Consider the following 12082-nt stretch of genomic DNA (forward strand, 5'->3'; position numbering starts at 1 on the left):
CCCTGGAGCTTCCGCTCGGGAGCCGACAAAAAACGCCGCCCGCCCCTGCATCAGGAACGGGCGGCGTCTTCTGCCTTGGCGGACGCTGGGTTAGCGCGCGCGGATGAAGGAGCGGATGTCGCTGGACAGCTTCTTCAGGTCGTCTTCACGCACGTACATCATGTGGCCCGAGTGGTAGTAGTGCCACTCGATGCGGCCGTCGGTCGGGAAGCCCGGACGGTTCAGCGAATATTCGGCGCCGAAGAAGGGCGTGGCGAAGTCGTAGTAGCCCTGCCCCACCCAGACGCGCAGGGCGCTGTTCTCGCGCAGGGCGCGGCCGATATAGGGGGCCACGTTCAGATACTCGGCGCCGCCGCGCCCGGCGGTCGGCAGGTTCCAGTCCCAGTTGCGGGTGCCGCCGATCGAGGAATAGACCACGTCAGGCGAATACTTCAGCCCTTCGCGCGCCCAGGCGTTCATGGCGGCGGTATAGGCGCCGTCGATGCCGTAGAAGCTGGGGTCGTTGTCCGGGCGGTCGCCGGCGTTGTCGTAGTCGACGCCGGTGTAGCGGGTGTCCAGACGGCCGATGGTCAGGCCGCGATCCCGCAGCAGCTCCTTGTAGAAGCGGCTGGGCGACAGGCGCAGGTTGGCGTTGCTCAGATAGGCCTGGGACACGCCGGTGTAGCGCGACAGCTGCGGCAGGATGGCCGCCCGCTCCTGGGCCGTCAGGTCGTTGCCTTTCAGCAGGGCCGTGGCGTAGGGGCCGATGGCCCAGGCCCGGGCCTCGGCGACGAACTCCTCCACCGTGGCGGGCTTGTTCGGCACCTTGTCGTGATACCAGGCCGTGGCCGCCATCGACGGCAGATTGGTGACGAAGCCCAGCTCGTTGCCCTGCGCATCGGCGGCCAGGCTGAAGTCCAGGATCGACGAGATCAGCAGGATGCCGTTGATCGAAACGTCGGTGTAGCTGCCTTCCAGTTCATTGATGACGGCGGCCGAACGGGTGGTGCCGTAGCTTTCGCCGCCGATGAACTTGGGCGCGTTCCAGCGCTCATGCGTGTTCAGCCACATGCGGATGAACTCGGCGATCGACTTGGCGTCCTTGGTCACGCCCCAGTAGTCGGCCGGATCGGTCTTGCCCAGGGCGCGGCTGAAGCCGGTGCCGATCGGGTCGATGAAGACGATGTCGGTGACGTCCAGCAGGGACTCAGGGTTGTCGATGATCGGAAACGGCGCCGCGCCGTCATCCTTGGCGTCCGAGGGCACGACCACGCGCTTGGGCCCGAAGGCGCCCATGTGCAGCCACAGCGAGCCCGAGCCGGGGCCGCCGTTCCACAGGAAGGTGACCGGACGGTTCGGATCCTTCGGACCTTCCTTGATATAGCTGTAAGACACCATGGCCGCGAGCGGCTTGCCGTCCTTGTCCTTCAGATAGGTCTCGCCGGCGATGGCGCGATAGGCGATGCGCTGCCCGCCGAAGACGCCGGTGTGGCGGGTCTCGGACATCACGGGCGGCGGAATGGCCGCCTCGCCGCGCTCACGCGCCGCGTCCGAGCGCGCCCCGGCCGGCGCCGCGTCCTGGGCCATGACCGGCCCGGCCAGAGCCAGCGCCGACACTGCGGCGACAAGCAGTTTCTTCATCCTCAACCCCCAATAAGCGTCACGGCTCCCCTCGAGAGCCAGGCGCGCGGACAAGCGTCGCCCAATGGGGGATTGGGCGGCAAGCTGAGCCGAATGTAAACCGGGCGGCAGCGCAATAATCCCGGACGGGTCAATGAGTCCCGGGGCAATCCCCGAAGAAAACACGGCGCGAGAGAGCAAGAGATTCTGAGCTGGCGAACAACCCGCCGCAGGCCGCCAGAGGCGAATCACGCTTCAGCGAAGCAAGCCTCGCGCCGCTCAGGCCATCCAACGGCTTGTAAAGAATGGCGGCGGGCAGGGATTGAACCTTTGCCCCCCCACGATGAAAATCCGGGCGCTCTATGAGTTTTCCGTAGCTTGTCGGCGCCGAAAGCGTCCGAAGCGCCTTCGTCCAGCACTGATAACCGCAGGCGGCCCCGCGCAAGAGTCCGGCTTCGGGCAGAGCCCCGGTGCGATGGTTCAAGCTTCAATAACGATCGCCGGCTGGGTCCGTAGGTCTACGCGCTGCTGCACAGCGTGCACGCTGCCCATGCGGGCCGAGGACAACTGGAACATCCAGACCACGGCGGCGCAGGTGCTCCAGGTGCTGGCGGCGATGACGGCGCACGCGTCGGCCCTGCTGTTCCACGGCGGGGCGCTGAAGTCGCAGGTGCGGGCGGCCGCCGATCCGGCCTCTGTCGACTGGATGATCGGCTGGCCCGGCGATGTTTGACCGCCTGATCCTCGAAGTCGGCCTGATCGCGGGCCTGATCCTGCTGGCGGTGTTCGCCGCTGGCGTTGCGACCGGGCGGCTTACCCGGCGCTGACGAACCCGGTTCGTCTCTTCTCCAAACCCATCGCGTAGGAGCCCGCATGTCCGCAGGCGACGAGATCATTACTCCGGTGACCAAGCCGGAGGCCGTCAGCATGGCCGAAATTCATGCCATGCGCGGTCTGACCGACGCGGTGTCAGCCCTTGGCCGTCAGGTCGAGCGGATGAACGCCAAGGTCGATGACGTGCGCGAGCGGGTCATCAAGCTGGAGGCGCGCGAGTACGAGCGCCAGATCAAGGCCCTGAACGACCGCCTGTCGGCCGCTTTCAAGCGCATCGACGATCTGGAGGGGACGCGGGATCAGCAGAAGGGCGCCAAGGCCCTGGTCGATTGGCTGCGTCAGACCGCGCCGTGGCTGCTGGCCGGCATCGCCGCCTTCGTCGCGGGCATCAGCATCAAGAACGGAGCCGGAGCATGAGGCGCAAACCGCCCCGCTGGTGGCCTCAGGTGATCAACCTGCCGCGCACCACGACGATCCTCGCCCTCGGCTTCCTGGCCGGCAACCTGCTGTTCCTGCCGATGATCGCCTGGCTGGGCGACATGGTGGCCGAGCGCTATGCCGACGCTGTCATGCTGGTGGCGTCGATGTTCAAGGACGGGATGCTGCTGATCCTCGGCTTCTACTTCGGGCGCAACCAGAGTGGGGATCAGGCCGCCGGACGCCGCCGCTGGATCATCAGCGCCGCACCGCCAGCCAGCAAGACGCCCAGCAAAATCATCGCCCATTCGGACATGGTGGGAATGGCGGTGGGAGCGACATATCCAGGAAGAAGGAAAGTGTGGCCGTCACACTGAAATGAGTCCTGGCCCTGAAATGTCATCTTACTCAAGACGCCAGGAGGGCTCGGGAGGAATGTCAAATAATTCTTGCCGGTTATGTTGTTAACACTGATATTATATCTAGTTAAATCTCTATCGACGCCGTCAATAGTAGCTAATAATACAGAAGGTGAAGAAGAAGATAGAGATTTAAATGAGCATGTTGGCCAAACATTACTCCAAGAAATCTCCCACTGTGTACCGTCATGACTTGCAACGCCCTGATATGTTCCTGCTGCAGCTGCCCCTACGCACGACAGTAGCCCAGCAATCATGACAGTCGTCGCAAACAGCTTCTTCAAATCGCCTCTCCCCTAAGTAGACGAATCGCCTAACCGCGATTGTCGGAAAGAGCAAATCCAAACATCACAATCTGAACTGGAGACCGCGATGAGCATCCGCATCGTGCAAGAGCAGCTGCGCCTTTGCTTCTAAGCCGCCCGCCGCCGCTGGATCGTCAGGGCCGCACCGCCAGCCAACATCACGCCCAGCAGGATCATCGCCCATTCGGAGAGGGTGGGGACGGGGGCCGGAGCGGCGGCAACCTGCACACTATAAGTCTGTTTGGTCGAGGCGGGCAGTAAGCAAGGCACGGGGTTGTATGGAAAGACCGCGCTGGGGCACATGGATGCGGCCATGCCTGAGACGTCGACGGTGAAATTGTAGGTTCCCGCGACTGACGGGGTTCCGACCAGCGTCGCCCCTGCCACGGATAGCCCCGGAGGCGCGGAGGGGGTTACGTAGTTGGCTGTGCTATAGCCGGATGGCGTCGTAAGCGCCGCCGAATACGGTGCGCCGACTTGTCCTGACGGCAGTACGATTTGAGCTGTCGCCGTTCCCGCGATCAGAACGGTCGCGGCCGCCGCCGTTGCGAATAGCTTTTTCATGACACGCCCCAGACTTCTAAAGCTGATGGCGTACCGACGTTGTTCTTAAATCACAACCCACACCATCACAATCTGAACTGGAGACCTCGCCATGAGCACCATGAGCGACGACGACTTCGTGCGCCTCTTCCAGCGCACCTTCGGCCTGAAGGAAGACGGCTGGGCTGGGCGCGATACGGAAGCCAAGCTGTGGGAGCTTGCGGCGCTGGCGGGTGTAAAGGTCCCGTCCGTGCCAGCCAGCGAGATCCCGGCCGCCTACTGGCCCATGCTGTCGCGCATCGAGAGTGGCGACCGACCCTATGTCCGGGCGCCGACATCGACGGCCTCTATCAGTTCATCCTGAAAAGTTGGGTCGGAGAAGGCGGCTCCTGGGGCAAGGACGCCAAAGGCGAGTACATCCGGCGCCCGGCCTTTGGCGGCCTGAAGCCTTCGCCCGAGGAGCATTTGGCCCGGGCCAAGACCTTCACCGCTCGAAACGCCGCGGTGTTGAAGGCCAAGGGCATCCCGATCAACCGGGCCTCGCTCTATGCAGCACACTTCTCCGGCGCAGGCATGGCCGCCCTGAAGCGACCAAGGCCAACCCGGCCATTCTCCAGAACAATACGGTCGGCCAGTTCTTGACCTGGCTGCACAAGAAGACCGGGGAATGGGCGCGATGATCCGCCTGCGCGACATCACCACCACCGGCTGGCTCGCCTTCGTCTGTCTCGCCCTCGCCCTGATCCTGCTGACCATGTGCGTCGCCGATGACCGCCAGAAGGCCGCTGACCGGGCCCGACAGGCCGAAGCGGGCAAGAGCCTGGCCGAGGGGCGCACGGCCGTTGCACGCGACGCCAGCGCCATTCGGGACCGCGCCGACGCGCGAGACCGCTCTACCGCCTCCATCGTCACCCAGGCTGAAAAGGAAATCCGCCATGCGCCTGATCGCAATGCTGCCGCTGATGCTGCTCGCCGCAGGGTGTGCCAGCTCTCCGATTACCGTGACCCACAGTGCGCCGTGTTCCGCGCTGATCCCGGCCGGGTGGACTGAGCCTGTCCCGTCCGCCGCCCTTCCGACGGAGCCCACCGACGAGCGGGATTGGATGGCATTCGGGGTGGCGCAGACCGGCGCCCTGCGGACCGCCAACGGCCGGACGGCGGACGTGATCGGGATCGTGCGGGCCTGCGAGGCGAGGGACGCGGAGGCCGTCGAGCGAATAGGGCGGCCGTGGTGGGCTCGCTTGAGGCCGGGCTGATCATTTCGGCGACGCCACCAATATGATCCAGCGTCGAGCCTCAGGCTCCGCAACACGCCCCGTCGGCCTTCACCGGGTGGCGGGGCTTCTTCGTTTTCCGGGCGCGAGTTCTGGAGGAACTAGGTTCGCTCATTGGATGAGCCAGAAATTCCGTTATGAGTGATGGGTGCCGGGTTAAGTCCGCGGGGGGAGAACATGTCGCTGAACGAGTTCGTGCTGGCTTTCTCCGGCGTAATCATAGGGCTCGGCGTCGCGGATCTTCTCACCAGCCTACACAGGTTGTTGCGGGCCGGCCGACGTGTGAGGTGGGACTGGCTCACACTTGTTTATGCAGGCTACATGCTTTTCGGCCTGATCATCTTTTGGTGGTGGCAGTTCGGCTATCCCCCCAAAGGGCAGGCCCTCACCATCCTCCAGTTCCTGCCGAATCTCTTCTTCCTGGCGCTTGGCTTCCTCATGGTGGCTTCCGCTCTTCCCGATGATGTGCCAGCCAGCGGTATCGACCTGCGGGCCTTCTATGCGGAAACCATCACACACAGGTGGGGCCTGCTGGCGGCCAGCCTCGCATGCAACCTGATCACCCTGATATGGGGAGCAATAGCGGCAGGACAGCCGCAATGGCTGCCGATCCTTATCGTGTCTGGGGCTTTGGCGGCCGCCGGGGCGGCCTTGCTTTGGCGATCGCGCTGGGTTCACGCCTGTTCTCTGTTGCTTCTCTTTTTCGCGTCCGGCTTCAGCAACCTTTTCGATTCCATAGGGCCGTGAGCGGAAGCTAAGGCGCTACCCTTCGTCGGGATGTCTGCGCTAGAAACGGTGCTGATCCGGGTCGGTTGAAGTCGATGGCTGTTTCACATTCGAGAGATCGAGTGGGCTATCGAGCTTGACGTAGAGCTGGGCGCAGAAAGCACGGGCGTCATCCTACCTATTTGTCATACGGATGCGTCATTCGAAGAGCCGGGCACTTTAGAGCTCGTTTTGGGTGTCCATACGGATGGTGAAAGCGATTTGGCGGTGGTGAAGAAGTGGAACGTATCTAAATATTCTGGTGACTGGGTAGCTCACCTTCAAGGCCCACTCTCTTCGGAGGGCGGGCCTTCTTCGTTTCCAAGCGTCGCGTTTCCGACAAGGAGCAGGCGGCCTGCTTTCGACCCATAGGCGACTTTTCATTGCCGCCGCCGACTAGTTGCGGATCAGCGCTCATGCTGACAGCTTTATGGACCGCTGGAGATGAAGACGATGATCCTATTGCTGCTGGCGCTGCTCACGACGCAATCGTCGCCTGCCCCGCCGTACAGATCGCTGGATCAGGCAAATCTGCTAGCTTGTCATGTGTCAGACGACGAATGTCTCGGGCGTGAGTTCGCGCTCCGCAAGGACGCGGATCAGGGAGTTCGCAGGGCTTCGGATGCTGAATTGGGTTGCCAAGAAGGAGATCAAACCTGTCTCGCTGCAGCCTGGAAGCGCGTCGACGACGATAATTTCTCCCGCCTACGCTCCATCGTTACGGCTCGCGGATGGCCCCCGTTGAAGGGCGAGGCAGCGCAGGGAGCATGGTTGATCGCTCAACATGCGAATCCGTCGCCTGGCAGCCCCAGCCGCGCTTTTCGCGACATGGTCCTCCCAATGGTGCGGAGCGAAGTCAGGGCTGGCCGTCTTATGCCGCAAGACTATGCCCGCATGGTTGATCGAAACGCGCTTGCCGAAGGGCAACATCAACCCTTTGGCACAAACCGGCCTTGTCGCGACGGGAGGTTCGATAGGTCGAGCATCGACTCGGTGGATGCCGTAGATCAACGACGTCGCGAGATCGGAATGGACATTTTGCTGCGGGAGTCCCTTTCACTTTTTGACAGCCTTTGCAAACGCGAAGCTCCCAGCGGCGCTGCGCAGACGCTGGCCGCGCCAAGCAGACTGCCCAGCCCCTGAAATCTAGATCGCGCTGGCCTTTTTTTTCAAAGTCCGCTTTCCACCCGTTGCGGACGTTCGCGCGCGGCATCGAAGCAGAGTCTTAGTTCTGCGTTTCGTACGTCGCCGTCACCAAGACCTGGACGCGGTCTAGCCTCTCGCCCGGCCGTTTCGCTCGACTGACAACCGCGGACAGGGACGGATCGGTCCGGTTCCGGAACGTGGTCGTCGCCATGTCTCGCCGCTCGGTCTGCCGAACCGCCTCCCAGCGGCTGGCGAAGTCTGCAGACGTCAGGACGGCTTCCACCACGGGCTGCAAATCGACATTTCCACCGCCGGTGATGTGGCACATGGGCGCCTGGTCCGAGACGACCAGGACATAGCCGGCGGTCTCTGTCGAATTGATGCGCCAGTAGCGGTTTCCGCGACGCAAGGCCGGAGGCGGAAGCGACGCCTCATCGACCTTGGCAACCAGCCCCATCGTGTCGCCCAGGCCTACCGTTGCGATGAAGGGAGCGGGGCCGTTGATCCAGCTTTCTGGATTTAGAATCCATTCCTCACAGCCACGCAGAGCGCCAGCGAATCCTTGCTCTAAAGCTGGTTGCGCGTTGGCAACCGAAGCAGAACACGCCGCGAGTGCTGCAATGGAGACTGCGAGGGGTGTGATGGCTGAAGACCGCATACCTCACCGTGCGGCGCTGAACTTCCGCTGTCCACCCCTAGCGGACGACCACGGCGACCGCTTTCCGGCCTGACAGCCAACGTCCGCTTTCGGCGCGGGAGCCCAGGATCGAAATCGACCCGTTGCTGACATCCAGAGAGTTCAGTCCCCGTGGGACTTACTGAGGTTGGTCGGTCGCTCCGAACCGCTTGACCAAGGTCAGCGTCGATTTGCCCGCTAGCAGCAGTCCGACCAAGCCGATGAGGACCGCCCAATCAGAGCCTGAAATCAGAGCAGAGACGATCAATGCCAGCCCCAGCGCGATGGCGATGAAGAAGGCCAGAGTCGGGGCTCGATCTATAATGCTCATGTATCAACGATACAGAGAGCCGATTCTGGGAGCAACTTCCGCCTTCCACCCTTGGCGGACATTTGGAGCCGCCGCTTTTGATCATCAGGCTCTAGCCTCCAGATCGCGATAGGGCGCCCCGAGCTCCCCCGCTTCAGCACGCGTCAGCACCTTCGTTTCCTGCTGCGATCCGACGTGGATCACGATCTCCCTGTGGCGCAGGCCGTCGTTCAGCGCCGCGCAAGTCGCGCGTACTGCCGACAGCACGTCCACCCAATGGCCGCTCTCCACTGTGATCAGGCCGGGCGCCAGGTTGGGGTCATCGCCTGCGGCTGCGGCCATAGCGTCGAGGGCGTGGTTCAGTTGGTCGGGTGTCATGGCGCAGCGGTGTAGCTGAGTCGCGCGATGAGCGCCTCGTGCTGTCCGTCAGGCCGCCATTCTGGAAACCATTCTGGCAACAAGACGAGGAACGAAGATCGCGCCACCGTGGCGCAAACCGCTTAGAGGCCTGATTCTAAAAGGAAAGGCAGATGGTGGACGCGACAGGGATTGAACCTGTGACCCCTACGATGTCAACGTAGTGCTCTCCCGCTGAGCTACGCGTCCGCCTGTTCTGCGGCCCCTCGGCGGTTGGGCCGGTGGGCGGGAAGGCGGCGTCTATAACCCGCAGTTTGCGCAGGCTGCAAGGGGGTTCGGCGCCTTTCTTCGACTTTTCTTTCGCTTAAGCCGCGATCATGCGCTCGACCTCGGTCACCAGGTCGCGCAGGTGGACGGGTTTGGACAGGACCTTGGCCTGGGGCGAGGCCTGTGCGGCGCTGAGGGCGACGGCGGCGAAGCCGGTGATGAACATGATGCGCAGGCCCGGCTGGCGGGCGGCGGCGACACGGGCGACCTCGATGCCGTCGGCGCCGGGCATGACGATGTCGGTCAGCAGCAGGTCGTAGGGACCCTGGTCCAGGGCGTCGATGGCGTCGTCGCCGTTCTCGCAGGCCACGACCTCATGGTCGGCCCGCTCAAGCGCGCGGGTCAGGAAGCCGCGGAGGGAGTTGTCGTCTTCGGCCAGAAGAATGCGCGCCATGATCGAGTCTAAACCGTTGGAATTCAGTCGCCAGACTAGGCGGGCCGGGTAAACCGGCGATGAAGACGAACGGCGGGCTCGCCGGACGCGCCTTTGCGCGCGAAGCAGGCTATGGGCGAAACATGGACGCGCCTCAGTCGCCCTTCTGGATCGCGCCGGCCGCCGCCGGGCGCGCGACGCCGCTGGTGTTCGCCTCGCCGCATTCGGGCGACGTGTATCCGGCGGACATGAACGCATCCGCCTCGGTCCGCGCCGTGCGCAGCGCCGAGGACGCGGCGGTGGACCAGTTGATCGACTGCGGACCCGAGCAAGGCGCGGCCGTGATCGCCGCGCGGTTCGGCCGGGCCTATGTCGATCTGAACCGGGCGCCGGACGAGTGGGATCCGGCCCTGATCATCGACGCGGACGACAGTCCCGCCACCGCCAAGGCTCTGGCCGGATACGGCGTGGTGGCGCGCCTGGCGGGGGACGGGACGCCTCTGTACGAGCGACGCCTGACCAAGAGCGAGGCCGGGGCGCGGGTGGCGCAGGTTCATGCGCCCTATCACGCGGCCCTGACGCAGATGATGCAGGCGACGCGATCGCACGCCGGACGGGCGGTGCTGGTCGACTGGCACTCCATGCCTGCGCGGGCGACAGGCGGCGCGGTGGACGTGGTGCTGGGCGACCGGCATGGGAGCAGCTGCGACGCAGCGTTGACGCGGCGGCTGCGGCGGCTGTTCGAGGCGCAGGGGCTGACGGTGGGGCTGAACCGGCCCTACGCCGGCGGCTATGCGACCCAGCGGTGGGGACGGCCGGACGAGGGCTTTGAGGCCATTCAGGTGGAGCTGAGCCGAGGGCTGTACTGGGATGAGGCCGCCTGGGCCCCCTCCCCCGGCTGGAACCGTTGCCGCTCCGCGCTGCGGCGGGTGATCGCCGAACTGTGCGCCGACTGGCGCGTCTGACTGCGGGTCCCAGGACAAAAAAAGAGCCGCGCCAAACGGCGCGGCTTTGAAAGTCTATAGGGAGGAAACGCCCAGGAAGGGCAAGACGCTCGAAAGCGTCGAAAAAGAAGTTAGTTTGCAGCGCACAAAAAAACAAGGGCCGTTTCGGCCTTATGCAATCACGGGATGTTACGGAGTTCACGGTCAGAGCGGAGCGCCGGATGGGTCGTCAGCGGCGCTTATCTCGCACCTGCGAGATAGCTAGGCCTGCTCCAGAAGACGCCGGGCCTGACGTATGGCGGAGGCGGCGGGCGAGGCCAGCTGGCGCCAGGCCAGCAGGGCGAACACCGACACTGCGCCGAGCAGCAGCCACAGCGGACCGAACAGCCAGGCCGCAGCGGCCAGGGCGAAATAATAGCCCCGCACGCCCTGATTGAAGTTGGCCAACGCAGGGTTCAGCACCCGCGCCACGGCCCGGCCATAGGCGACGCGGTCGGCTTCTTCATGGATTTCCGGCGCGGCGCCGATCAGGGCGACGGTGTAGTTCAGCTGGCGCAGCGCCCAGATGAAGTCGAGAAAGCCGCGCGCCAGGCACAGCAACACTAGGGCCAGCTTGGCCTCCATCAGGCGCGGCGTGACGGCCTCGGCGCCGACGGCGGCGAAACCGCGCAGGGCCGCCTCCCCCCCGAACAGCACGCCGGCCACGGCGGCGATCAGCAGCAGATTGGTCGAGGCGAAGAAGGAGCCCGAGTTGATCGAATGGCCCAGCAGCTGGCTGTCGATCAATCGCATCTCGCGGTGGGTCATGGCGCGCATCCAGGCGTCGCGCACCGACAGCATGTCCACGTTGAGCGAGCCGCTGCGGCGCGCTGTCAGACGCATCAGCGGGCCATAGCCCAACCAGGCGATGACGAAGACGAACAGGGCGATCCAATCAAACAGACTCATGCCTGATTGACGCCACGTCGGCCCGCGCAAGGCAAGCGTGATCGCCGCGACGCTTGCCGTAAAGACGCGCAAAGCTTATCACGCGCGTCAATTCTCCCCCGTTCGCACCTGCAATAAGAGCGTACCATGAACATCGACGCCATCCCGGTCGGCCCCAACGCGCCGTGGGACATCAACGTCATCATCGAGATCCCGCAGGGCGGCCTGCCGGTGAAGTATGAGATGGACAAGGACTCCGGCGCCCTGTTCGTCGACCGCTTCCTGCACACCGCCATGTACTATCCGGGCAACTACGGCTTCGTGCCGCACACCCTGTCGGACGATGGCGACCCCTGCGACGTGATCGTGCTGAACCCGACGCCGGTGGTGCCGGGCTGCGTCATCCGTTCGCGCCCGATCGGCGTGCTGAAGATGGTCGACGAGGCCGGCGGCGACGAAAAGATCCTGGCCGTGCCGGTCGACAAGCTGAACCCCTATTACACCGAGGTTTCCAGCTATCGTCAGCTGCCCGCCATCCTGATCGAGCAGATCGAGCACTTCTTCACCCGCTACAAGGATCTGGAGAAGGGCAAGTCGGTCAAGGTCAACGGCTGGGGCGACGCGGGCGAAGCCGCCGAGCTGATCGCCGCCGGCATGGCCGCTCACCAGGCCAAGCTGGCCGCCAAGAACGAAGCCGCCGCCTGATCGGCGAAGGCGTTTGAATAGAAGAGGCCCCGCTGGAAACGGCGGGGCCTTTTTTTGTGGGCTAGCGCTCGCCGCGCGGCGGCTCGCTGCTTGAGCGCAATATAGGCGCGACGCCTCTCCCTCCCCGTCCCGGGGAGGGTGGTCGGAGCGAAGCGGAGACC

16 protein-coding genes and 1 tRNA gene are annotated in these 12082 nt (G+C 64.2%); 8 read left to right on the forward strand and 9 right to left on the reverse strand.

The genetic code is table 11. The features are described from left to right. Positions 1–90: 90 nt before the first annotated feature. Positions 91–1620, reverse strand: coding sequence for a S10 family peptidase (locus DA69_RS10375; protein ID WP_025976204.1), 1530 nt, complete (start codon positions 1618–1620; stop codon positions 91–93). A gap of 529 nt (positions 1621–2149) precedes the next feature. Between DA69_RS10375 and DA69_RS10380 the strand changes: the two genes are divergently transcribed. Then, positions 2150–2332, forward strand: a complete 183-nt coding sequence (locus tag DA69_RS10380) for a hypothetical protein (RefSeq protein ID WP_025976203.1) — start codon at positions 2150–2152, stop codon at positions 2330–2332. 140 nt (positions 2333–2472) lie between these two features. Beyond that, positions 2473–2850 carry a hypothetical protein gene (locus DA69_RS10385; RefSeq protein ID WP_025976202.1) on the forward strand — a complete coding sequence of 126 codons (378 nt, stop codon included), beginning with the start codon at positions 2473–2475 and terminating at the stop codon, positions 2848–2850. Positions 2851–3079: 229 nt separating this feature from the next. On the opposite strand, the gene DA69_RS15115 is transcribed toward DA69_RS10385, so the two are convergent. Together DA69_RS15115 and DA69_RS15120 are read right to left on the reverse strand one after the other, a co-directional pair. After that, entirely contained in the window at positions 3080–3526 is a 447-nt protein-coding gene (locus DA69_RS15115) for an IPTL-CTERM sorting domain-containing protein (RefSeq protein WP_419177571.1), read from the reverse strand. Between the two features lie 156 nt (positions 3527–3682). Continuing rightward, entirely contained in the window at positions 3683–4138 is a 456-nt protein-coding gene (locus tag DA69_RS15120; RefSeq protein WP_082891488.1) for an IPTL-CTERM sorting domain-containing protein, read from the reverse strand. Positions 4139–4229: 91 nt separating this feature from the next. Here DA69_RS15120 and DA69_RS10400 point away from each other — a divergent pair, with 91 nt between their 5' ends. The 4 genes from DA69_RS10400 (at position 4230) to DA69_RS14605 (ending at position 7299) form a co-directional block, all read left to right on the forward strand. Next, entirely contained in the window at positions 4230–4481 is a 252-nt protein-coding gene (locus tag DA69_RS10400) for a peptidoglycan-binding domain-containing protein (protein ID WP_025976199.1), read from the forward strand. 303 nt (positions 4482–4784) lie between these two features. Then, complete coding sequence (locus tag DA69_RS10405) at positions 4785–5168, forward strand: hypothetical protein (protein WP_025976198.1); 384 nt, start codon at positions 4785–4787, stop codon at positions 5166–5168. Positions 5169–5568: 400 nt separating this feature from the next. Beyond that, positions 5569–6138, forward strand: coding sequence for a hypothetical protein (locus DA69_RS10410; RefSeq protein ID WP_025976197.1), 570 nt, complete (start codon positions 5569–5571; stop codon positions 6136–6138). 462 nt (positions 6139–6600) lie between these two features. Continuing rightward, positions 6601–7299, forward strand: coding sequence for a DUF6624 domain-containing protein (locus DA69_RS14605; protein WP_145915924.1), 699 nt, complete (start codon positions 6601–6603; stop codon positions 7297–7299). 82 nt (positions 7300–7381) lie between these two features. Here the strand turns inward: DA69_RS14605 and DA69_RS10415 are convergent, their stop codons facing one another. The 5 genes from DA69_RS10415 to cpdR all read right to left on the reverse strand — a co-directional run bounded on the left by DA69_RS10415 (position 7382) and on the right by cpdR (position 9366). Further along, on the reverse strand, positions 7382–7759 hold the full coding sequence (locus DA69_RS10415; protein WP_025976196.1) for a hypothetical protein: 378 nt from the start codon (positions 7757–7759) through the stop codon (positions 7382–7384). A gap of 358 nt (positions 7760–8117) precedes the next feature. After that, positions 8118–8309 carry a hypothetical protein gene (locus DA69_RS10420; protein WP_025976195.1) on the reverse strand — a complete coding sequence of 64 codons (192 nt, stop codon included), beginning with the start codon at positions 8307–8309 and terminating at the stop codon, positions 8118–8120. 84 nt (positions 8310–8393) lie between these two features. After that, on the reverse strand, positions 8394–8666 hold the full coding sequence (locus DA69_RS10425) for a hypothetical protein (protein ID WP_025976194.1): 273 nt from the start codon (positions 8664–8666) through the stop codon (positions 8394–8396). A 153-nt stretch (positions 8667–8819) separates the two neighbouring features. Then, a tRNA-Val gene (locus DA69_RS10430) sits at positions 8820–8894 on the reverse strand. Positions 8895–9009: 115 nt separating this feature from the next. Continuing rightward, positions 9010–9366 carry a cell cycle two-component system response regulator CpdR gene (cpdR, locus tag DA69_RS10435; protein WP_025976193.1) on the reverse strand — a complete coding sequence of 119 codons (357 nt, stop codon included), beginning with the start codon at positions 9364–9366 and terminating at the stop codon, positions 9010–9012. Between the two features lie 122 nt (positions 9367–9488). On the opposite strand from cpdR, the gene DA69_RS10440 reads away from it, so the two are divergent. Next, on the forward strand, positions 9489–10310 hold the full coding sequence (locus DA69_RS10440; protein ID WP_025976192.1) for an N-formylglutamate amidohydrolase: 822 nt from the start codon (positions 9489–9491) through the stop codon (positions 10308–10310). 240 nt (positions 10311–10550) lie between these two features. Here DA69_RS10440 and DA69_RS10445 read toward each other — a convergent pair whose 3' ends face one another. Next, positions 10551–11237 carry a DUF599 domain-containing protein gene (locus tag DA69_RS10445; protein ID WP_025976191.1) on the reverse strand — a complete coding sequence of 229 codons (687 nt, stop codon included), beginning with the start codon at positions 11235–11237 and terminating at the stop codon, positions 10551–10553. Positions 11238–11363: 126 nt separating this feature from the next. Between DA69_RS10445 and ppa the strand changes: the two genes are divergently transcribed. Beyond that, positions 11364–11921, forward strand: a complete 558-nt coding sequence (gene ppa, locus DA69_RS10450) for an inorganic diphosphatase (RefSeq protein WP_025976190.1) — start codon at positions 11364–11366, stop codon at positions 11919–11921. Positions 11922–12082: the final 161 nt, after the last annotated feature.

It is taken from the genome of Brevundimonas naejangsanensis (assembly GCF_000635915.2).
GTDB classification, from domain to species: Bacteria; Pseudomonadota; Alphaproteobacteria; order Caulobacterales; family Caulobacteraceae; genus Brevundimonas; species Brevundimonas sanguinis.